Raw genomic sequence first — 20,075 nt, 5'->3', positions numbered from 1 at the left:
AGGGGGAAGAGTTTAAGGGTAAAGCGGGAGTGATACATAACACTCGCCGTGCAAATTGGGCATTGTCTTGGCGGGGTTGCTCGCGAAGGCGGTGGAGCAGGCGCCATCGCGGGTAATGGGCTGGCGCCTTCGCTGCGTTTACTTGGGGTAAAGCGGCGGCAATCCGCTGTCGCCCAGCGGGTCCTGGGTCCGTTCGGCGATCGGTATGGTCCGGATCGCCCGCCACAACTCCTCACCCTGCCAGTGTTGGCCGGTCTCGCTGTACAGCGCGCCGTTCAACCCATCCAGTGCGTCGGACAGCGGAACGAAGCGCGCGGCCATGTCCGCCAGAGTTTCCGGTTGCTGGCGAGCCCAGGCGTCCAGGGCCTGGCGGGTGGCGTGGGTGTCGTTGGCCTGGCAGGCACGCTTGAGGTCGTCCAGCACGGTGCGCGGGCTCGGGCCGGTCTGTGCGGCCCGCAGGATCGCCGGCTGCCAGCGGGCGCGCCACCAGAGGCCGAAGCCCATAAGTGTGGTGCAGGCCAGGATCAGGGTACTGAGTTTCCACCACCACAGCGCTTCATTGTCGGCAGCGGAGATAACCGCTGGCACGCCGGCCGGGGTATCGACGATCAGGCCGGGATTGTTCGCAACGTTCAGGGTGCGGGCCGGCAGGCTGGTGTGTTCCAGGTGGTCCTCGAAAGTGTTCCACCAGACCACGTCCACCGCCGGCAGCTCGATATCGCCACTGTGCACGGGCACCAGGGCCTCGCGATCTTCACGGCTGCCGACCAGGCCGCGCTCACTGTTCTGATTGCCCAGCACTGGCTGGTCGGGGTAGCGCCGCAAACCGTTGACGTCGGTGCCCGGCAGCGGCGGCAGTTGCGAGCTGGCCAGGCCTTCGGCCTTCAGGGTCAGGCTGCGCGTCAGCGAGTCGCCAACCTGTGGATGGTCCGGCTCCGGGTTCCAGCTTTCACTCAGGCTCAGGCTTCGAGCCGGCAACCAGGGGGCGTCGGCCGGATACGTGGCCGGCTTGGCCTTGACGGTCAGCGTCAGCTCGGCCGAGCTGACCCGCATCAGCTTGCCGGATTTCGGCACCTGGGCTTCGATGTCCTGAGCTGGCTGCGGGTCCACCAGGGTGGCGCTGAAGATCTGTGCCGGTATGGTCAACTGGCCACTGTGTTGCGGATAGATCGCATAGCGCAGTTCGATCACACCGTGGCGCAGGCCATTGATGTCCTTTTCGTAAGTGCGTGATTCACCCAGCTGTTCGATACGCGCGTCAGGGATCTGCAAGGGGGTCAGGTTACTGTCGTCGTACAGCGAGACGGAATGGTAGATACGCAGCGTCAGAATCGCCTGGGCCTGCACGTACACGCTGGACTGATCGAGGCTGGCCTCGATGAAGACCGGTGCCTGCGTGCCGGTGGTGTCGCGGCTTTCGCTTTCGACCACTTGCAGGGTGATGGGCTGACTCTGCACGTCGCCCAGTTTCAGCGGGGCAATCACCACACTGCCGTTCTGGCGTGGCAGCAGGGTAATGATCCAGCGGGTGGTGGCGCGACTGTCGCCGTTGATGGTCGTCAACTGGTTGACCTGGCGCGTGCCACGCACCTCGAACAGCGGCTCCAGCGCCGTCAGGTCGGGTTTGCCGAACTGCGTCACATCGTTGGTTTCCAGGGTCAGCTCGACCGTTTCGCCGGAGTTCAGGCGAGTGCGGTCGACACTGGCGACCAACTCCGCAGCCTGGGCCTGCAGGGTCCAGAGTAGAAGGGCGGCCAAGAAAGCGGTGAAGCGGGTCATCGAGTTTTTTCCTGATCCTGATGCTGTTGCTGTTCGTACCAGAATTTGCGCCGCAGCAATTCTCCCGGGTCATCCGGGATCTTGCGCAGCCATTGCTCCAGTGCCTGGCGCTGTTCGCCATCGATGGCATCGCTGGCCGGGCGCAGGGGCGGGGTGGTGCTTTGTTCGTCGCCCAGCTCGCTACCGGGCACTTCATTGCTGCCCGGTCGTGGCGGTGCCGTTTCCGGCTCCTGTGTCTCTGTGGCGGGCGCCTGTGCGTCGGGCCTGGATTCGTCGGCGTTGGCCGGCTGCGTGGCGGCGCCGGGCTGTGGTTCCTGCGGGGCGTCTGTCTTGTCGTCTTGGTTATTGTCCGGTTCGACCGGCTTGGGCGCGTTCTTCTGTTTCAGCAGGTTTTCCACCAGCGCCTTGTTGGTGAGTGCCGGCCGCAAGTCCGGTTGCAGCTCCAGCGCCTGTTCGTACGCATCCAGCGCAGCTTCCAGCTCACCGCTCCTGGCCAGGGCGTTGCCTCGATTGTAGTGGGCGTGGGCGTCGTTGCCTTCGGCGAAGCGCTGGACGGCGCCACTGTAGTCGCCGGCCTCATAGAGCGCGACGCCTTGCCATTGCCGATTCTCGAAGTGCTGCGCGGCCTCGGCCGGGCGCTTCTGCTTGAGCAGGTGCAGGCCCTGCTGATCGGGACGCAACCACAAATCCTTGAAGTCGTAGGCGTAACTCGGTTGTGGCAGCAGGAACAGCAGCGGCACACAGAACAACCAGCCCCTCCGCCCGGCGCAGGCTGCGAGGAACAACAGGGGCAGTAGCAGCCAGTAACCCTGGTCGGCCCAGGTATCGAGACGCAGGGTCTGGCCGTCATCGCGCAGGTTGCGCGGACCACCAAGCAGGCCGAGGCCGCGCAGGTCGGCATCCTCGAGCCGCGCATGGCGATAACGGCCGTCGAGGCCATTGACGAAGGCTTTCAGGCTCGGCTCGTCCAGGTGCGGGACCAGGATCGCGCCCTGATCGTCCTTGAGGAAACTGCCATCTTCCTGGGTGATCGGCGATCCTTCGGCCGTGCCGACACCGAGCATCAAAAACTGGGTCGATTTGCCATCCAGCGCCTGCTGAATGCCTTCGCGCTCCAGTTCGTTCAAGGACGAACCGATCAGCAGGATGCGGCCATCGCCCAATGCGCCCTGATTCAGCAATGCCAAGGCCTTGGTCACCGCCAGGTCGGCGCGATGGCCGGCCTGGGGCATCAGCGACGGTTTGAGCGCATCCAGCAGATTGCGACTGGTGGCGAGATCGTCCGACAGCGGCACCAGCGTGTGCGCACTGCCGGCGTAGACGACGATGGCGGTCTGTGCATCGCTGCGGTTCTGCAGCAGGTCGAACAGCTTGCGGCGTGCCTGTTCCAGGCGGTTGGGCGTAACGTCGGTGGCGAGCATTTCCGGGGTCAGCTCCAGAATCACCACCAGCGGGTCAGCCGGTTTCTGGCTGTTTTGCTCGACACGCTCCCAGCTCGGTCCGAGCAGCGCCAGAACCGTCAGCAACCAAGCCACGCCGAGCGCCGCCCACGGCAATTTACTGTCGCGACCGTTACCACCACTGAGCAATGCGGCATGGAACGCCGGCGGCAGAATCATCTGCCAGCGCCCGGCGCGTTTCTGCCGGTGCCACAGCTGCCAGAGCAACCAGCCAAGCAGCGGCACCAGCAACAGCCACCAGGGCCGGAACCAATAAGGCCAGAGAGCGCTCATCGGCGCCTCCGCAGGCGCAGGCGCCTGAGCCGCTGGCGCCAGTCGGGCAGGGCGGTCTGGGACAGAAGGTCCTTGGTGAACAGGCGCTGCAGCGGGTTGTCCGGCCAGCGTTCGCGCACGACCAGCAACATGCTCAGCAGCAGCGCCATCGCCAGCGGCCAGTGGTACAGCGCCTGGGCGGGGCGGGCCTGGGTCGGTTGTTGAGTCACCGGCTCCAGTTGATCGAGGGTTTGCTTGATCGCCTGTAGCTGCGCGCCATCGCGAGCACGGAAATACTGGCCGTCGGTGGCGGCGGCGATGGCTTGCAACGCCGGCTCATCGAGGTCCAGGCTCGGGTTGACGCCGAGAAAGCCCGGGGTGCCGGACTGCTCCGGGTCGGCGCCGATGCCGATGGTGTAAATCTTTACCCCTTCCCGGGCCGCCAGCCTTGCCGCCGTCAAGGGGTCGATTTCACCGCCATTGTTGGCGCCGTCGGTGACCAGGATCAGCACGCGGCTCTGTGCCGGGCGCAGGCGCAGGCGCTTGAGGGCCAGGCCAATGGCGTCGCCGATGGCGGTGTTCTTGCCGGCGATGCCGACCCGCGCTTCGTCGAGCCAGATTCGCACCGTACGTCGATCGAAGGTCAGCGGCGCCTGCAAGTAAGCCCGGCTGCCGAACAGGATCAGGCCGACCCGGTCGCCGTCGCGGCTTTCCAGAAAGTCGCCGAGCAGGTGTTGCACCAGCGTCAGGCGGCTGACCTCGTCCTCCTGCCACTGCATATCGGGGAAATCCATGGAACCGGACACGTCCACCGCCACCAGCAGGTCGCGGCCACTGGCGGCAATCGGCAGCGGTTCGCCGAGCCACTGCGGGCGCGCTGCGGCAATCAGCAGAAACAGCCACAGCAACATGAACGGTGCCTGTTGGCGCCAGGCCGGCAGGTTGGCCCGGGCGCGGCGTCGCGCCAGGCCTTCGAGGTCGCCAAGGAAGCTGACCTTGAGCGCCGGCTCGCCGCTGTCGGCCACCGGCAGCACGAGGCGCATCAACCACGGCAGCGGCAGCAGGGCGAAGATCCACGGCCAGGCGAACTCAAACATGTTTGCGAATCCAGGTGTCGACGGCCTGGGTCAGGCCGGCGATGGCCTTGTCGTCAAGTTTGCATTCGGGTTTGTAGGCGCCTTCGACCAGCACCATCCAGCGCGTCAGGCCGGCGGCGGGGCAGCGGTTGTCGAGGAATGCCAGCCATTGGCGACCGTTGAGGGTATGGCTCTGGCTGTAGGGGTAATGGTTGCGGCACAGGCGCTTGAGCAGGCCGTTGAGCTGCTGCAGCCAGGCACCGGCCGGGGCGCCGTCGTAGGGTTTGGGCAGCAGCGCCAGTTCCGCCAGTGCGGCGAGGCGCACCGGGTCCAGGGGTTGTTCGGCGCGCACGATGAGGCGTTTGCTCGGCAGCAGGCTTCGGGCTTTCCACAGACCGAATGCGATCAGCCCCAGTGCCAGCAGCAACAGCCACCAGCCCGGCGCCGGCGGCCAGAGGCTGATGGGCGGCGGCGAAATCAGCGGTTGCAACTGGTCCAGGCTGCTCATCGACCCGTCCCCGCATTCTGGGGGTTGAGGTACTCGCGCAGTTGCTCGACCATTTCACTCTGGGTGCTCAATGGCATCAACAACACCCGCAGCTTTTGCGCCAGCAGTTCCCAGCGGGCGATCCGCGCCTCGGCCTGGGCACGATAGGTCTGGCGCAGCTCGAAGTTCAGGGTGTCGATCTCCAGTTGCGCGCCACGTTCGGCGAAGCGCAGCAGGCCGGCGGCGGGCAGGGCGTGGTCCAGCGGGTCGGATACCGGCAACAGCAGCAGGTCGCAATGGCGCGACAGCAGGCTCAATTGCTGTTCGGTGCCCTCGGTCAACGCACGCTCGTCGCAGATCAGAATCACCAGGCTGCCAGGGCGCAAGACTTCACGGGCGCGGCGCAGGGCCAGGTTGAGGGTGTCGCGATTCTGTTCGATTTCGGTGTGCAGGGATTGATTGACCCGCACCAGCCGGTTGAGCAGTTGCAGCAGGCTTTGTTTGCTACGGCGTGGCTTGATCTCGTAGTGCTCGTTGTCGCCGAACACCAGCCCGCCCACCCGGTCGTTATGACCGAGCGCCGCCCAACCGATCAGGCTCGCGGCCTGGGCGGCGAGCACCGACTTGAACATCAGCCCGGAACCGAAGAACAGCCGACGGCTTTGCTCGACCATGATGAAGATCGGTCGCTCGCGCTCTTCATGGAACAGCTTGGTGTGCGGTTCCTGGGTTCGGGCGGTCACGCGCCAGTCGATGGTGCGTACGTCGTCGCCGGCCTGGTAGACCCGCACCTGATCGAAATCCACCCCACGGCCCCGCAGCTTGGAGTGGTGCAGGCCGATCAGCGGGCTGCGCTGGCTTGGCGTGGAGAACAGTTGCACTTCGCGCACGCGATGGCGCATCTCGATCAGGTCGGAGAGGCTGATGCGGATGCCCGGCTCGGGCGGCAGGTGGGCGTTCATCGGGGTCAAGCGACGGCTACGACGTCGAGAATTCGCTGGACCACCCGGTCCTGGTCAATGCCGGCGGCCTCGGCTTCGAAGGACAGGATGATGCGATGGCGCAGCACGTCGAACAGCACGGCCTGAATGTCCTCCGGGCTGACGAAGTCGCGACCGGCCAGCCAGGCGTGGGCCCGGGCGCAGCGGTCCAGGGCGATCGAACCGCGAGGGCTGGCGCCATAGGCGATCCACTCGGCCATTTCCGGGTCGAACTTGGCCGGGGTGCGCGTAGCCATGACCAGTTGCACCAGGTATTCCTCCACGGCGTCGGCCATGTACAGGCCGAGGATTTCCTTGCGCGCGGCGAAGATTGCCTGCTGGCTGACCCGGCGTTCCGGCTTGGTTTCGCCGTTCAGCGCTTCGCCACGGGCCTGTTGCAAAATGCGGCGTTCGACCGCGGCGTCCGGAAAGCCGATTTTCACGTGCATCAGGAAGCGGTCGAGCTGAGCTTCGGGCAGCGGATAGGTGCCTTCCTGCTCGATCGGGTTCTGCGTGGCCATCACCAGGAACAGCGGCGACAACTCGTAGGTGCTGCGCCCGACACTGACCTGGCGCTCGGCCATGGCTTCGAGCAGGGCCGATTGCACCTTGGCCGGGGCCCGGTTGATTTCGTCCGCGAGCACCAGGTTGTGGAAGATCGGGCCTTGCTGGAACACGAAGCTGCCGGTTTCCGGGCGATAGATCTCCGTGCCGGTGATGTCGGCGGGCAGCAGGTCGGGGGTGAACTGGATACGATGGAACTGGGCTTCGATGCCCTCGGCGAGCTCCTTGATGGCCTTGGTCTTGGCCAGGCCCGGTGCACCCTCGACCAGCATGTGGCCGTCGGCGAGCAGGGCGATGAGCAAGCGCTCGATGAGTTTTTCCTGGCCGAGAATCTGCGTTGAAAGAAAGGTTCGCAGCGCGATCAGCGCTTCACGATGTTCCATCGATGACTGTTCCTGGAAAGGGTGACCGAAGACGTTCGAATTAACGCCAGGGCTGGGGGCGTTACTTTAATCCATCGCGGGGGGCGGCGACTAACGGCATTTTGTGCAAAGTGTGGGAAATGATGGGAACGGTGGCGACCTGGCGAGCGCCATCGCGAGCACGCTCGCTCCCACAAAGAAGCCGTTCGTATAGCCCCTGTGGGAGCGAGCCTGCTCGCGACGGGGCCCGCACAAACGCCCTCAAAGCTCGCTGATGTAAGTCCCGGTGCCCTTGAGAATGTTGCGCAAGGTCTCCTCGACCTCCGCCAGGTCACCCGCATCGGTGCCGTGAATGATTTCCAGCGAATCATCACCATTGAGCGCATCGGCATCCGTTGCAGCGATTTCGATCAGCAGGCGAGTCGGGCTGAGGGTGACTTTCACGCCGTCCAGGGTCGAAGGTTCGCCGTCGAGGGTGATTTCCAGCTCGTCCTCGTCCGGATAGCGGGTCATCAGGAACATTTCCCCCTGGTTGCTGTGGCAGGCCAGCATGGCCATGTTGTCTTCTTCGTCGTCGCACGGGTTGACGATCAACAGGGCGGTGGTCATTTGCATGGGAGCTCCTGGTCATAGACGTGAGGTAAAAAGGTCGCGATCTTGACGGTTGGGTCATGTCGAGAAAAGCAGGAAAAGAGGCGGGCATTCTATGTTTTTCAGTCGTCTCCGTCGATTAATTGAACGGATGCACGAACCTACTGATGTGGTTTTTTTACCTTCCAACGTTTAAAGAGCTTGTGGGGTAGGAGGATAAAGTAAATATAAAATATCACCGGCATCAGATAAAGCCCGAAGAGCATGAGTGTGGAGTAGAGCGAATACAGGATTTTATGTTTGCCCAATATGCTCAGGCTGTTTTTTTGGCTGATCAACTCGTAAGGGTATAGATAGTGTTTGGTGAGTATAAAATAAAAAATGACTATCATGCAGAGTGAGAACAGGCAATATTTAATGCCCCCAAGGTTTTCTATTCTCTCCATTTGGAGCGGCGTTAAGTTAATGCTGGGGTACGTTTTGTAAAATACTGAAATTGCGATAACAGGTCCGAGAATACTTATGTAATTTGTAGTTATTTTTGAGCTGAATGGATAATGGCTCGTCCAGAATCCGGCATATCCCAGTAGGTGGGTTTCTATAAAGTTATCAATAAGAAAATGCAGCGGGGTGGAGGCGTGTGCGGGGACAAAATAAATTATCAGAAAAATCGGCAGTGCCGTAACTATGAACTGCCGGTAAGGGAGTAATATTCTATTGGTCATGATGGGTGTCGGCGTTGATTTGGTATGTGAGTAGCCAAGGTGGAGGTGATCCTGGCTAATATTTTTATTTAGTTCTCGTTCTTGAGTGAGTTGAGCTTGTTGAGAATTCTTTTATTGATGATATCTACCTGCTTGGCATCAAGATAAGCGGAGGCGGAAGCCATTAGTATAGCGGTGATGATGAGCGCTGCAGTTGATGGCACTGCCATGGTTAAAATCGGCATGAGAACAGTGGCTAGCAGCGCACTTGCACCCGCCCCGGCAGCAATGCTTTCCAACTCCAGCATCAAAGGCGCCCAATTGCCATCCTTGAAGCCGATTGCCGCGTTTTCGACAATGGAGTGTGCCTGGACCGCTTTTCCCACGAGCCCGAAAGCTCTTGCCAAGCGATTCGCATTATCTGCAAGCGTGGCTTTGTCCAGTGAATTCAGGGCGTCGATAACGGCTTGGGTATCCTGCGGGCTAAGCCGCACGTTCGGATTTTTTCTGACCTTCTCGAAAGTTTTCATGGCTGTTCGGTAGCTTCTAACCTTCTTCCCGGAAATATCCTTTTGAAGGTTATGTGCGACGTATCCCATGTTCTCGCCATATTTTTTCAAGATGCTTTCATTCATGTCTGCTAAAAAGCTGATGTTGCGTTTGTATTCATCAGCGAGACTAGACTCTTCTTCAATGGCAAGGCGAGCCTGTTCTTCAGCCTGCCGCTGCGCTTGCGCAGCAGTGCGCGCGGCTTCGGCAGCTTGTTGCTGTGCAGAAAGCTCAGCTTCGCGTCGGCCTTTCTCTTTATGCAAGTGATTCTGTCGCAGCTGAAGAATATCGACTTGGTCCTTCAGAATCATCGCGTTGTAAGTGGCTTGTAGTTTTCCATGCTGTTTCGATGTTTTTATAATTTTCAGCTCTTGCTGAAGTAGGGAGTTTTTTTGGGAGATTAACTCGTTAACCGCGTTGATCGTTCGAGAAAGCGATGCGTCGGGTGTGTTGTTGGTGGGTGGCGGTTGCCTGGTTTCGGAGGTGTTCAATTCTATTTGCAAGGCTGTTTCAAGGTTTTGTTTGCGCGCGAAATAGTCCTTTTCGATGGCCAATGTAAAGCCATGCATTGGATTTCCCAATGGGTAGTTTTTACGAATGTCCCCGCGGATTCTGTTGGGGTTCAGATTCAAGATTTCCCATGTCCCGTCGCCATAGAATATCGTTAGTGGTAGCTCTAGTTGCGACATGTCATGATTCCTTTCATGTTGGGTGACCGATCCATTGTCTATTCAAACCGATGTTGTCTGCTTGTGGTGGAGCGATATTGTCAGTGTCTTCTGTTGTTTTTGAAAATAAGATGTGTGAGGGAGTGGTCTTATAGTTGCGTAGGATAATTCGCGTTATTAGTAAGGATAAGATAGTGCGAAGTTACATCATGTTTTTTTCTGGTTTTTGGGGGCATCGTTGCGACGCTGCCCATTCAGAAAAAAATCTCGTCTGGTCAAGAAGCGAAAGGACGGAGGGGAGAGCCCCCCCGCACGTCACTCGAGCGCTTCTGGTACGCCCGTGCCGTAAATACGGGATAAAACGCCCAATTTCCCTCGCGGCTGCTAGTGTTGTTCGAGGCATGTCGCGCCAGCTGCATTCCGATGACCGAATATGTCGCAGCACTGCAAGCAGCGGCCTTGCCGCACTGGTTAAGCTGCGCATCGAATGGATACCTGTAAAGACCTGCCTGTAAAGAGAGTGTGCAATTGATCGCACAGTGGTTTTTGCAGATGCCCATTCACGGAAGGTGAATGTGACCTGAGTGTCCCGTCCAGCTTCACCCACCTGTCACCCTGTTTCCTCTGCCCGAGAATCAGGAACAGGATGACGGATCGCCCCGAAAGGGGTGTTGCACGCGACGCTTCAATCAATAACAAGCCCAAGCGGAGTACCACAGATGGCGTTCTTCACCGCAGCCAGCAAAGCCGACTTCCAGCACCAACTGCAAGCGGCACTGGCGCAGCACATCAGTGAACAGGCACTGCCACAAGTGGCGCTGTTCGCTGAACAATTCTTCGGCATCATTTCCCTGGACGAGCTGACCCAGCGTCGCCTGTCCGACCTCGCTGGCTGTACCCTTTCTGCGTGGCGCCTGCTTGAGCGCTTCGATCACGCGCAACCGCAAGTGCGCGTCTACAACCCCGATTACGAACGCCACGGCTGGCAGTCGACCCACACCGCGGTCGAAGTGCTGCACCACGACCTGCCATTCCTGGTGGACTCGGTACGCACCGAGCTGAACCGTCGCGGCTACAGCATTCACACCTTGCAGACCACCGTGCTGAGCGTGCGTCGTGGCAGCAAGGGCGAATTGCTGGAAATCCTGCCAAAAGGCACCCAGGGCGACGACGTGCTGCAAGAGTCGCTGATGTACCTGGAAATCGACCGTTGCGCCAATACCGCCGAACTGAACGTGCTGAGCAAAGAGCTGGAGCAGGTGCTGGGTGAAGTGCGCGTCGCGGTCACCGATTTCGAGCCGATGAAGGCCAAGGTCCAGGAAATCCTGACCAACCTGGACAACAGCCGTTTCGCCGTCGATGCCGAAGAAAAGAACGAAATCAAGAGCTTCCTGGAATGGCTGGTGGGCAACCATTTCACCTTCCTCGGCTACGAAGAGTTCGTGGTCACCGACCAGGCCGATGGCGGTCACATCGAATACGACCAGAGCTCCTTCCTGGGCCTGGCCAAGCTGCTGCGTGTCGGCCTGACCTACGATGACCTGCGCATCGAAGACTACGCCGTGAACTACCTGCGCGAACCGACCCTGCTGTCGTTCGCCAAGGCTGCGCACCCAAGCCGTGTCCACCGTCCGGCTTACCCTGACTACGTGTCGATCCGTGAAATCGACGCCGATGGCAAGGTCATCAAGGAATGCCGCTTCATGGGCCTGTACACTTCGTCGGTGTACGGCGAGAGCGTGCGGGTCATTCCGTACATCCGTCGCAAGGTGGCGGAAATCGAACGCCGCTCCGGCTTCCAGGCCAAGGCTCACCTGGGCAAGGAACTGGCACAGGTCCTCGAAGTGCTGCCACGGGACGATCTGTTCCAGACCCCGGTGGACGAACTGTTCAGCACCGTGATGTCGATCGTGCAGATCCAGGAACGCAACAAAATCCGCGTGTTCCTGCGCAAGGACCCGTACGGCCGTTTCTGCTACTGCCTGGCCTATGTGCCGCGTGACATCTACTCCACCGAGGTGCGCCAGAAGATCCAGCAGGTACTGATGGATCGCCTGAAAGCCTCGGATTGCGAGTTCTGGACCTTCTTCTCCGAGTCTGTGCTGGCCCGCGTGCAACTGATCCTGCGCGTCGACCCGAAAAACCGCATCGACATCGACCCGCAGCAACTGGAAAACGAAGTGATCCAGGCCTGCCGCAGCTGGCAGGACGATTACGCCGCCCTGACCGTCGAGAGCTTCGGCGAAGCCCACGGCACCAACGTGCTGGCCGACTTCCCGAAAGGCTTCCCGGCCGGTTATCGCGAGCGTTTCGCGGCGCATTCGGCCGTGGTCGACATGCAGCACCTGCTGAGCCTGAACGAAAAGAACCCGCTGGTGATGAGCTTCTATCAGCCACTGGGCCAGGTGTCCGGCCAGCGCGAGCTGCATTGCAAGCTGTATCACGCCGACACCCCGCTGGCACTGTCCGACGTGCTGCCGATCCTGGAAAACCTCGGTCTGCGTGTGCTCGGTGAATTCCCTTATCGTCTGCGTCACACCAACGGTCGCGAGTTCTGGATCCATGACTTCGCGTTCACCGCCGCCGAAGGCCTGGACCTGGACATCCAGCAACTCAACGACACCCTGCAGGACGCCTTCGTCCACATCGTGCGCGGCGATGCCGAGAACGATGCCTTCAACCGCCTGGTGCTGACCGCCGGCCTGCCATGGCGCGATGTGGCGCTGCTGCGTGCCTACGCCCGCTACATGAAGCAGATCCGCCTGGGCTTCGATCTGGGCTACATCGCCAGCACCCTGAACAACCACACCGACATCGCCCGCGAGTTGACCCGGTTGTTCAAGACCCGTTTCTACCTGGCGCGCAAGCTCAGCGGCGACGATCTGGACGACAAGCAGCAACGCCTGGAGCACGCGATTCTCAGCGCCCTGGACGACGTTCAGGTGCTCAATGAAGACCGCATCCTGCGTCGTTACCTGGACCTGATCAAGGCGACCCTGCGGACCAACTTCTACCAGGCCGATGCCAATGGTCAGAACAAGTCGTACTTCAGCTTCAAGTTCAACCCGCACCTGATTCCCGAGCTGCCCAAGCCGGTGCCGAAATTCGAGATCTTCGTTTACTCGCCACGGGTCGAAGGCGTGCACCTGCGCTTTGGCAACGTGGCGCGCGGTGGCCTGCGCTGGTCCGACCGTGAGGAAGACTTCCGCACCGAAGTGCTGGGCCTGGTAAAAGCCCAGCAGGTGAAGAACTCGGTCATTGTGCCGGTGGGCGCCAAGGGTGGCTTCCTGCCGCGTCGCCTGCCACTGGGCGGCGGCCGGGACGAGATCGCGGCCGAAGGCATCGCCTGCTACCGCATCTTCATTTCCGGCCTGCTGGACATCACCGACAACCTGAAGGACGGCGTGCTGGTTCCGCCGGCCAACGTCGTGCGCCATGACGACGATGACCCGTACCTGGTCGTCGCTGCGGACAAGGGCACCGCGACCTTCTCCGACATCGCCAACGGCATCGCCATCGACTACGGCTTCTGGCTGGGCGATGCGTTCGCCTCCGGCGGCTCGGCCGGTTACGACCACAAGAAAATGGGCATCACCGCCAAGGGCGCGTGGGTGGGCGTGCAACGTCACTTCCGCGAGCGCGGCATCAATGTCCAGGAAGACAGCATTACAGTCGTGGGCGTCGGCGACATGGCCGGTGACGTGTTCGGTAACGGCTTGCTGATGTCCGACAAGCTGCAACTGGTCGCGGCGTTCAACCACCTGCACATCTTCATCGACCCGAACCCGAACCCGGCGACCAGCTTCGCCGAGCGTCAGCGCATGTTCGACCTGCCGCGTTCGGCGTGGTCGGATTACGACACCAGCATCATGTCCGAAGGCGGCGGGATCTTCTCCCGCAGCGCGAAAAGCATCGCGATTTCCCCGCAGATGAAAGAGCGCTTCGACATCCAGGCCGACAAACTGACCCCGACCGAACTGCTGAACGCCTTGCTCAAGGCGCCGGTGGACCTGTTGTGGAACGGTGGTATCGGTACGTACGTCAAGGCCAGCAGCGAGAGCCACGCCGACGTCGGCGACAAGGCCAACGATGCGCTGCGCGTGAACGGCAATGAGCTGCGCTGCAAGGTCGTGGGCGAGGGCGGTAACCTGGGCATGACCCAATTGGGCCGCGTCGAGTTCGGTCTCAATGGCGGCGGTTCCAACACCGACTTCATCGACAACGCCGGTGGCGTGGACTGCTCCGACCACGAAGTGAACATCAAGATCCTGCTGAACGAAGTGGTTCAGGCCGGCGACATGACCGACAAGCAGCGCAACCAGTTGCTGTCGAGCATGACCGACGAAGTCGGTGGCCTGGTGCTGGGCAACAACTACAAGCAGACCCAGGCCCTGTCCCTGGCGGCGCGTCGTGCATTGCCACGCATCGCTGAATACAAGCGCCTGATGAACGACCTGGAAAGTCGCGGCAAGCTGGACCGTGCCATCGAATTCCTGCCGTCCGAAGACCAGATCAACGAACGCGTCGCGGCGGGCCACGGCCTGACCCGTCCGGAGCTGTCGGTCCTGATCTCCTACAGCAAGATCGACCTCAAGGCACAATTGCTCGAGTCCCTGGTGCCGGATGACGAGTACCTGACCCGTGACATGGAAACCGCTTTCCCGCCAACCCTGGTGAGCAAGTTCTCCGAGGCCATGCGCCGTCACCGCCTGAAGCGCGAAATCGTCAGCACCCAGATCGCCAACGACCTGGTGAACCACATGGGCATCACCTTCGTTCAGCGACTCAAGGAGTCGACCGGCATGAGCCCGGCGAATGTTGCGGGTGCTTATGTCATCGTTCGGGACATTTTCCACCTCCCGCACTGGTTCCGTCAGATCGAAGCCCTGGACTACAAGGTGTCCGCTGACGTGCAACTGGAGATGATGGACGAGCTGATGCGCCTGGGCCGTCGCGCCACGCGCTGGTTCCTGCGTGCCCGCCGCAACGAGCAGAACGCCGCCCGTGACGTCGCGCATTTCGGCCCGCACCTGAAGGAGCTGGGCCTGAAGCTCGACGAACTGCTGGAAGGCCCGACCCGCGAGGGCTGGCAGAAGCGTTACCTGGCTTACGTCGAAGCGGGTGTGCCGGAGTTGCTGGCACGTATGGTGGCGGGTACCTCGCACCTGTACACCCTGCTGCCTGTCATCGAGGCGTCCGACGTGACCGGCCAGGACCCTGCCGAAGTGGCCAAGGCCTACTTCGCCGTGGGCGAGAAGCTGGACATCACCTGGTACCTGCAACAGATCAGTGCCTTGCCGGTTGAAAACAACTGGCAGGCCCTGGCCCGTGAAGCGTTCCGCGATGACGTCGACTGGCAACAGCGCGCCATCACCATCTCGGTGCTGCAACTGGGCGAAGGCTCGGTGGAAGCCCGTCTGGAGGCGTGGATGGCGCAGCACGAGAGCATGATCGAGCGCTGGCGCTCCATGTTGGTGGAAATCCGTGCCGCCAGCGGTACGGACTACGCCATGTATGCGGTGGCCAACCGTGAGTTGCTGGATCTGGCGTTGAGCGGACAAGCGGTAGTGCCTGCTGCCGCCCAGGCCAGCGCGGAGCTGGAACCGGCCTGATCAGGCGTTGAATGAAAAAGCCCCGTATCGAAAGATACGGGGCTTTTTTATGGCCGTTTACTTGTCGCCCGGTGGAAGCGAGCCTGCTCGCGATGAGGTCTGTACATTCAACGTCGTTGTTAACTGATACGCCGCTATCGCGAGCAGGCTCGCTCCCACACCGGGGCTACCGCTCGTGTGTAAATTCATTTTTCCAGCGGAATCAACACTTTCTCGTCTGGCGACAACACCATGAACACCAGCAGCTTGGCCGGCTTGGTCTTGCTGGCGTTTTTCGACACCAGGTGTTCCGAGCCGGCCGGTTCGTACCAGAACTCGCCCGCCTTGTAGGTTTTTGCCGGTTCGCCCTTGACCTGGGAAACAATCGATCCGGACAGTACGTACGCCATCGCCGTCCCTTCGTGTTTGTGGGCGACGGACGACTGGCCGGGCTTGTAGTCGACTTCGAGCATCAGGGCTTTTTTGTCCGGGACGTTCTTGAGGACTTCGTCCTGCAGGATCGTGACTTTTTCCGAGGGGTCGTGGGCGAATGCCGAGGCCGAGAGGGTCAGGGCGAGAGCCGCCAGCGGAGCGGCACACAAGCGCAAAGCTTTCATGGATTATCACCTGCAGTGGTTAGTCGTCAGGGACCAGAGTAGACCGCGTACCCGGGTGTTCAAACGGCCAATTTTCGTGAAGGCGAGGGGACCAATCCTGCTCGCGCACAAAAAAGATCGCAGCCTGCGGCGAGGCCTGCAGAGGTACCCATAGCCCTGCCGGCATCGCCGAAGACTGCGATCTTTCAACCGTGTCAGCGGAGGGGGAAACTGTTGAAATCCACGGCGTTCGCCAGTTGGTTGTCGATCAGGCCGATGAAGCCCTGGACTTCCGGGCAGTTGAAATGCCTGTGCATGGCCGCTTCCGATTGCCAGCGGGCGCTGACGTTCCAGCGGTTGCTGTCCTCGGGGCAGCGGTCGACCATATAGGATTCACAGCCCGGTAACTCGCGCAGGGTTTCGACAATCTTTTGCAGTTGCTTGCCCAGCTCTTCCGAGCGGCCGGAGACGGCCTGCACCTTTACGGTATTGATCACTTCGTTGGACATTACTCACACTCCTGAATCAGGCCGGACGAATCCTGCTCATTGAGGGACAACGCCCATGCAGAATAGGCCTGCACTCCCGGACCGCCAATAGCCAATCGCCGGATAAAACCGCAGGCCAATGCCTTACGCCAGCTGCTGCAAGAGGTCCCGCAGCCGGTCCAGGGCGGTGTCGATGTCCAGGGTTTCAATGGCGCCAAAGCCCATGAGCAGGCCGGCCTGCGGCATTTGCTGGTAGTAGAAGGGCTCGATGGAGTACAGGCCGACTTCGACTTTTTTCGCCAGTTCGACCAACAACGGAATATCGATAGGTGTTTTGCATCTAAGCGTCATGTGGAAACCGGCGGTGCTCGGGATCGCCTCGAGCCAGGGGGCCAGATCCCCGGCAACACGCGACAGCAGGCGTTCGCGCCGTCCGGCATAGATCGTATGACAGCGCCGGATGTGCTTGAGCAGGCAACCTTCGGCGATGAACTTGGCCAGCGCCCATTGGGGCAGAGTGGAGGTGTGCAGGTCGGTCAGTTGCTTGGCGCGGACCACGGCGTCGAGGATCGCCGGCGGGAGAATCATGTAGCCCAGGCGCAATTCCGGCAGCAGGGTCTTCGAAAAGGTCCCCACGTAGGCGACGATCCCGTGCTCGTCCATGCTTTGCAGGGAGTCGGTGGGGCGGCCTTCGTAGCGGAATTCGCTGTCGTAGTCGTCCTCGATGATGATCGCGCCCAATTCGCGGGCCCGTTCGAGCAGTGCCGCTCGGCGAGCCTGGCTCATCGCGATGCCGAGGGGAAACTGATGCGAAGGGGTCACATAGATCAGGCGGGTTCCGTCGGGGATCTTGTCGACCTGAATGCCTTCGGCGTCCACCGGTACGCCCACCACCGTGGCGCCATGACTGCCAAACAGCAGGCGCGCGGGCGGGTAGCCGGGATCTTCCATGGCAACGATGCTGCCGGGGCGTGTCATCACCCGGGAAATCAGGTCCAGCGCCTGTTGCGCGCCGTTGCACACCACCACGTCTTCATCCTGGCAGTTCACCCCACGGGAAAATGCGATGTGCCGGGCGATGGCGTTGCGCAGCGCCGGGAGGCCTTCGGGCAAACTGTAGAACCCTCTTGAATCGGCCATCTGACGCAGCGCGTGGGCGGTGCAGCGTCGCCAGTCGTCCTGGGGGAACTGACCCTTGCTGGTGGCGCCACCGATGAAGTCATAACGCAATGAGCCTTCCAGGGTCGGGTGACGCAGGAACACCGGCAGGTTGCGCCAGGACTCGATGACCTCGGCGCTCGCCAGTTGCGTATGGCTCTGCTTGGGCTGCGCTTTCGCTGGCCGGGTGTTGACGAACGTGCCCTTGCCGATCACTCCGGTCAGGAAGTTCTCGTACGTCAGTTGTGCATAGGTGTCGGAAATGGTCTTGCGCGAGATGCCCAGTTGTTCCGCCAGCAGGCGGCTGGGCGGCAACTGCGTGCCGGCGGCCAGGCGGCCGGATTCGATGGCGCTGCGCAACTGGTTGTACAACTGGCCAGCCAGGTCCTTGCGGCCGTTGATGACAACATGAAGTTCCATACCGACGGGGCTCCTGGGGCAATTGACGCGCGCTTGCGTCGCGCAAGATTACCCGCAAGCGTGGTTGCGCAGAAGTTGCGCAGTGCAAAAACCGGGGATTGGTCTTTTTGCGCAATGGCCCACCGTTATTTCGCGTAATTGGCTCTGTCACTGCGAGGCATCAGCGCCTAATTTTGAACAGTCCCCATCGACCCCCGAGGCTAGTCATGACGTCCCGCCTGGATTACTACAGCGCATCGCCCAAGGCGATGAAAGCCATGATTGCCATGGAGGCGCTGACCAGCCACCTGAGCATCGAGCCGGAATTGCTGCACCTGATCAAGATTCGTGCCTCGCAACTCAATGGCTGCGCCTTCTGCACCGACATGCACTCGGTGGATGCGCGGCGCCTCGGCGAGACCGACCGGCGCCTGTATTCGATCGTGGTCTGGCGCGACAGCAATTTTTTCAACCCGCGCGAGCGCGCGGCGCTGGCCTGGACCGAATCGGTCACGCTGCTTGCCGACAGCCACGTGCCGGACGACGTCTACGAGCAGGCCCGACAGCACTTCAGCGAAAGCGAACTGGTCGACCTGACCATTGCCGTCACCACGATCAACAGCTGGAATCGCCTGGCCGTCAGCTTCCGGCAGGCCCCCAACGCCTGATCCGGCCGCCAGCCTGGCTTTCTGTGAGCGCGAGCTGTCGTCGGATCGCCGGTGTGCGTTGTGCCCGGCCATCATTGATTTGTACGGCCGGCGCCGGCATCTGCCATGCTCAGGGTCCGCAGCACGGCTTCCACCATAGGAACATCGCAATGGACGACGTACAGCAACTGGGTGAGATGCTTCGCCACTACGCAGACGGCAAGGCGCACAAACAACAACTGTTCGAGGCGCAATCGGCGGTGTGGACGACACGCATAACCGAACTGTTCGATCAGATCCAGCAATGGCTGGAACCGGTCCAGGCACCGAACCTGCTGGAAGTATCACGCGAAGCCTATGTGGCTTCGGGGCCGAGCGTTCCGCTTGAGACTTCGACGTTCAAGACAGAGAAGCTAAGCATCGTGATCGCCGGCAAACCCGTGGAGTTCCTGCCCGACGTGATGGGCGCAGGTGGGCAGATTTCCCTGGCGGTGATGGGCCTGACGGCGGCGCGGTACGGCAGCATTTCGCTGGTGTGCCTGCCGCCGTCGGACAGCTGGCAATGGCGCAAGACCAACGGCTTGAAGGAGTCCGACAACTTTACTTTCGATGCGAATTTTCTGGCGCAGCAGTTGCAGAGCCTGATCCCTCGCGAACGCGGTTGAATTCCCGAGGCTGAAACCCATTCAATGTGGGAGCGAGCCTGCTCGCTCCCACAGGGTTTGCCGTTGCATCACATATCGAGGTTTACATACCCCGGCCTGGCTTCTTCGGGCGCCACCGCCTTGACGACCTTGCCGGTCGCCAGCTCCACGCGCCGCGCCACTTCCGGGTCATCGGCGAAGGGGATCAGACTGGCGTCGTCCAGGCTCTGCGCGGTCTCGCGCTTCAGGCAGTACTCGACCGCCAGCCACAGCCCGGCGACAAACAGTAGGTTCAGCAGTATTTCACCCATCTCCAGCGCCTCCGTCAGGCAATCTGCGCTTCACGTTCGGCCAGGCGCACGTCCGCCACCCGCACGGTGCGCCAGACGTTGTAGGCCATCAGCAGCATGCCGCTGAGGAAGAACACGCCACCGGCGAAGCGCACCACAAAGCCGGGGTGGCTGGCCTGCAAGGCTTCGACGAAGGAGTAGGTCAGCGTGCCGTCGTCGTTGATTGCGCGCCACATCAGGCCCTGGGTGATGCCGTTGACCCACATCGAGGCGATGTACAGCACGGTGCCGATGGTCGCGAGCCAGAAGTGCAGGTTGATCAGCGGGGTGCTGTGCATCTGCTCGCGCCCGAAGACTTTGGGCACCATGTGGTAGGTGGCGCCGAAGGTGATCATCGCCACCCAGCCCAGGGCACCGGCGTGCACGTGGCCGATGGTCCAGTCGGTGTAGTGGGAGAGGGCGTTGACGGTCTTGATCGCCATCATCGGCCCTTCGAAGGTCGACATGCCGTAGAACGCCAGGGACAGCACCAGGAAGCGCAGGATCGGGTCGCTGCGCAACTTATGCCAGGCGCCCGAGAGGGTCATCATGCCGTTGATCATGCCGCCCCAGCTGGGGGCCAGGAGGATCAGCGACATCGCCATGCCCAGCGACTGCGCCCAGTCGGGCAGGGCGGTGTAGTGCAGGTGGTGCGGCCCGGCCCAGATGTACAGGGTGATCAGCGCCCAGAAGTGCACGATGGACAGGCGATAGGAGTACACCGGCCGGCCGACTTGCTTGGGCACGAAGT

General features: G+C 61.3%; 16 protein-coding genes. 3 read left to right on the top strand and 13 right to left on the bottom strand.

The features are described 5' to 3' along the window. Positions 1-138: 138 nt before the first annotated feature. From IB249_RS06890 to IB249_RS06855, 8 genes are all read right to left on the bottom strand, one after another. Entirely contained in the window at positions 139-1,779 is a 1,641-nt protein-coding gene (locus IB249_RS06890; RefSeq protein ID WP_192302925.1) for a BatD family protein, read from the bottom strand. After that, on the bottom strand, positions 1,776-3,512 hold the full coding sequence (locus tag IB249_RS06885) for a tetratricopeptide repeat protein (RefSeq protein ID WP_192302923.1): 1,737 nt from the start codon (positions 3,510-3,512) through the stop codon (positions 1,776-1,778). The genes IB249_RS06890 and IB249_RS06885 overlap by 4 nt, the downstream gene beginning before the upstream one ends. After that, complete coding sequence (locus IB249_RS06880; RefSeq protein ID WP_192302921.1) at positions 3,509-4,588, bottom strand: vWA domain-containing protein; 1,080 nt, start codon at positions 4,586-4,588, stop codon at positions 3,509-3,511. Before IB249_RS06880 ends, IB249_RS06885 begins: the two co-directional genes overlap by 4 nt. Then, the gene (locus IB249_RS06875) at positions 4,581-5,075 is read right to left on the bottom strand and encodes a DUF4381 domain-containing protein (protein WP_192302919.1); all 495 of its coding nucleotides are present in this window, start codon (positions 5,073-5,075) and stop codon (positions 4,581-4,583) included. Before IB249_RS06875 ends, IB249_RS06880 begins: the two co-directional genes overlap by 8 nt. Further along, on the bottom strand, positions 5,072-6,016 hold the full coding sequence (locus IB249_RS06870) for a DUF58 domain-containing protein (RefSeq protein ID WP_192302917.1): 945 nt from the start codon (positions 6,014-6,016) through the stop codon (positions 5,072-5,074). Before IB249_RS06870 ends, IB249_RS06875 begins: the two co-directional genes overlap by 4 nt. A gap of 5 nt (positions 6,017-6,021) precedes the next feature. Beyond that, positions 6,022-6,981: an AAA family ATPase gene (locus tag IB249_RS06865; protein ID WP_192302915.1), complete on the bottom strand. Its 960-nt coding sequence runs from the start codon at positions 6,979-6,981 to the stop codon at positions 6,022-6,024. A 240-nt stretch (positions 6,982-7,221) separates the two neighbouring features. Next, complete coding sequence (locus tag IB249_RS06860; protein ID WP_192302913.1) at positions 7,222-7,575, bottom strand: hypothetical protein; 354 nt, start codon at positions 7,573-7,575, stop codon at positions 7,222-7,224. Between the two features lie 769 nt (positions 7,576-8,344). Then, positions 8,345-9,493: a colicin-like pore-forming protein gene (locus IB249_RS06855; RefSeq protein ID WP_192302911.1), complete on the bottom strand. Its 1,149-nt coding sequence runs from the start codon at positions 9,491-9,493 to the stop codon at positions 8,345-8,347. Between the two features lie 698 nt (positions 9,494-10,191). On the opposite strand from IB249_RS06855, the gene IB249_RS06850 reads away from it, so the two are divergent. Beyond that, positions 10,192-15,084, top strand: a complete 4,893-nt coding sequence (locus IB249_RS06850) for an NAD-glutamate dehydrogenase (protein ID WP_192302909.1) — start codon at positions 10,192-10,194, stop codon at positions 15,082-15,084. A 185-nt stretch (positions 15,085-15,269) separates the two neighbouring features. Here IB249_RS06850 and IB249_RS06845 read toward each other — a convergent pair whose 3' ends face one another. The 3 genes from IB249_RS06845 to IB249_RS06835 all read right to left on the bottom strand — a co-directional run bounded on the left by IB249_RS06845 (position 15,270) and on the right by IB249_RS06835 (position 17,725). After that, positions 15,270-15,680 carry a cupin domain-containing protein gene (locus tag IB249_RS06845; protein ID WP_192302907.1) on the bottom strand — a complete coding sequence of 137 codons (411 nt, stop codon included), beginning with the start codon at positions 15,678-15,680 and terminating at the stop codon, positions 15,270-15,272. A 194-nt stretch (positions 15,681-15,874) separates the two neighbouring features. Next, complete coding sequence (locus IB249_RS06840; protein WP_192302905.1) at positions 15,875-16,168, bottom strand: antibiotic biosynthesis monooxygenase family protein; 294 nt, start codon at positions 16,166-16,168, stop codon at positions 15,875-15,877. Between the two features lie 123 nt (positions 16,169-16,291). After that, positions 16,292-17,725, bottom strand: a complete 1,434-nt coding sequence (locus IB249_RS06835; protein ID WP_192302902.1) for a PLP-dependent aminotransferase family protein — start codon at positions 17,723-17,725, stop codon at positions 16,292-16,294. 206 nt (positions 17,726-17,931) lie between these two features. Between IB249_RS06835 and IB249_RS06830 the strand changes: the two genes are divergently transcribed. Both IB249_RS06830 and IB249_RS06825 read left to right on the top strand, forming a co-directional pair. Further along, the gene (locus IB249_RS06830; RefSeq protein WP_192302900.1) at positions 17,932-18,372 is read left to right on the top strand and encodes a carboxymuconolactone decarboxylase family protein; all 441 of its coding nucleotides are present in this window, start codon (positions 17,932-17,934) and stop codon (positions 18,370-18,372) included. Between the two features lie 149 nt (positions 18,373-18,521). Continuing rightward, the gene (locus tag IB249_RS06825) at positions 18,522-19,016 is read left to right on the top strand and encodes a hypothetical protein (RefSeq protein WP_192302899.1); all 495 of its coding nucleotides are present in this window, start codon (positions 18,522-18,524) and stop codon (positions 19,014-19,016) included. A gap of 68 nt (positions 19,017-19,084) precedes the next feature. Here the strand turns inward: IB249_RS06825 and IB249_RS06820 are convergent, their stop codons facing one another. Continuing rightward, positions 19,085-19,306 carry a cbb3-type cytochrome c oxidase subunit 3 gene (locus IB249_RS06820; RefSeq protein WP_192302897.1) on the bottom strand — a complete coding sequence of 74 codons (222 nt, stop codon included), beginning with the start codon at positions 19,304-19,306 and terminating at the stop codon, positions 19,085-19,087. Between the two features lie 14 nt (positions 19,307-19,320). Next, positions 19,321-20,075, bottom strand: a 755-nt coding sequence (locus IB249_RS06815; RefSeq protein ID WP_192302895.1) for a cbb3-type cytochrome c oxidase subunit I, incomplete at its 5' end; no start/stop codon positions are given.

The organism is Pseudomonas sp. PDM04 (assembly GCF_014851765.1).
Lineage (GTDB): Bacteria > Pseudomonadota > Gammaproteobacteria > Pseudomonadales > Pseudomonadaceae > Aquipseudomonas.
This window is presented reverse-complemented; position numbering and strand designations above follow the sequence as displayed.

What these genes read in the sequence shown, in the direction of transcription:
- IB249_RS06890 (WP_192302925.1), bottom strand. Translation starts at nt 1,779, where the DNA reads ATGACCCGCTTCACCGCTTTCTTGGCCGCCCTTCTACTCTGGACCCTG.
- IB249_RS06885 (WP_192302923.1), bottom strand. Translation starts at nt 3,512, where the DNA reads ATGAGCGCTCTCTGGCCTTATTGGTTCCGGCCCTGGTGGCTGTTGCTG.
- IB249_RS06880 (WP_192302921.1), bottom strand. Translation starts at nt 4,588, where the DNA reads ATGTTTGAGTTCGCCTGGCCGTGGATCTTCGCCCTGCTGCCGCTGCCG.
- IB249_RS06875 (WP_192302919.1), bottom strand. Translation starts at nt 5,075, where the DNA reads ATGAGCAGCCTGGACCAGTTGCAACCGCTGATTTCGCCGCCGCCCATC.
- IB249_RS06870 (WP_192302917.1), bottom strand. Translation starts at nt 6,016, where the DNA reads ATGAACGCCCACCTGCCGCCCGAGCCGGGCATCCGCATCAGCCTCTCC.
- IB249_RS06865 (WP_192302915.1), bottom strand. Translation starts at nt 6,981, where the DNA reads ATGGAACATCGTGAAGCGCTGATCGCGCTGCGAACCTTTCTTTCAACG.
- IB249_RS06860 (WP_192302913.1), bottom strand. Translation starts at nt 7,575, where the DNA reads ATGCAAATGACCACCGCCCTGTTGATCGTCAACCCGTGCGACGACGAA.
- IB249_RS06855 (WP_192302911.1), bottom strand. Translation starts at nt 9,493, where the DNA reads ATGTCGCAACTAGAGCTACCACTAACGATATTCTATGGCGACGGGACA.
- IB249_RS06850 (WP_192302909.1), top strand. Translation starts at nt 10,192, where the DNA reads ATGGCGTTCTTCACCGCAGCCAGCAAAGCCGACTTCCAGCACCAACTG.
- IB249_RS06845 (WP_192302907.1), bottom strand. Translation starts at nt 15,680, where the DNA reads ATGAAAGCTTTGCGCTTGTGTGCCGCTCCGCTGGCGGCTCTCGCCCTG.
- IB249_RS06840 (WP_192302905.1), bottom strand. Translation starts at nt 16,168, where the DNA reads ATGTCCAACGAAGTGATCAATACCGTAAAGGTGCAGGCCGTCTCCGGC.
- IB249_RS06835 (WP_192302902.1), bottom strand. Translation starts at nt 17,725, where the DNA reads ATGGAACTTCATGTTGTCATCAACGGCCGCAAGGACCTGGCTGGCCAG.
- IB249_RS06830 (WP_192302900.1), top strand. Translation starts at nt 17,932, where the DNA reads ATGACGTCCCGCCTGGATTACTACAGCGCATCGCCCAAGGCGATGAAA.
- IB249_RS06825 (WP_192302899.1), top strand. Translation starts at nt 18,522, where the DNA reads ATGGACGACGTACAGCAACTGGGTGAGATGCTTCGCCACTACGCAGAC.
- IB249_RS06820 (WP_192302897.1), bottom strand. Translation starts at nt 19,306, where the DNA reads ATGGGTGAAATACTGCTGAACCTACTGTTTGTCGCCGGGCTGTGGCTG.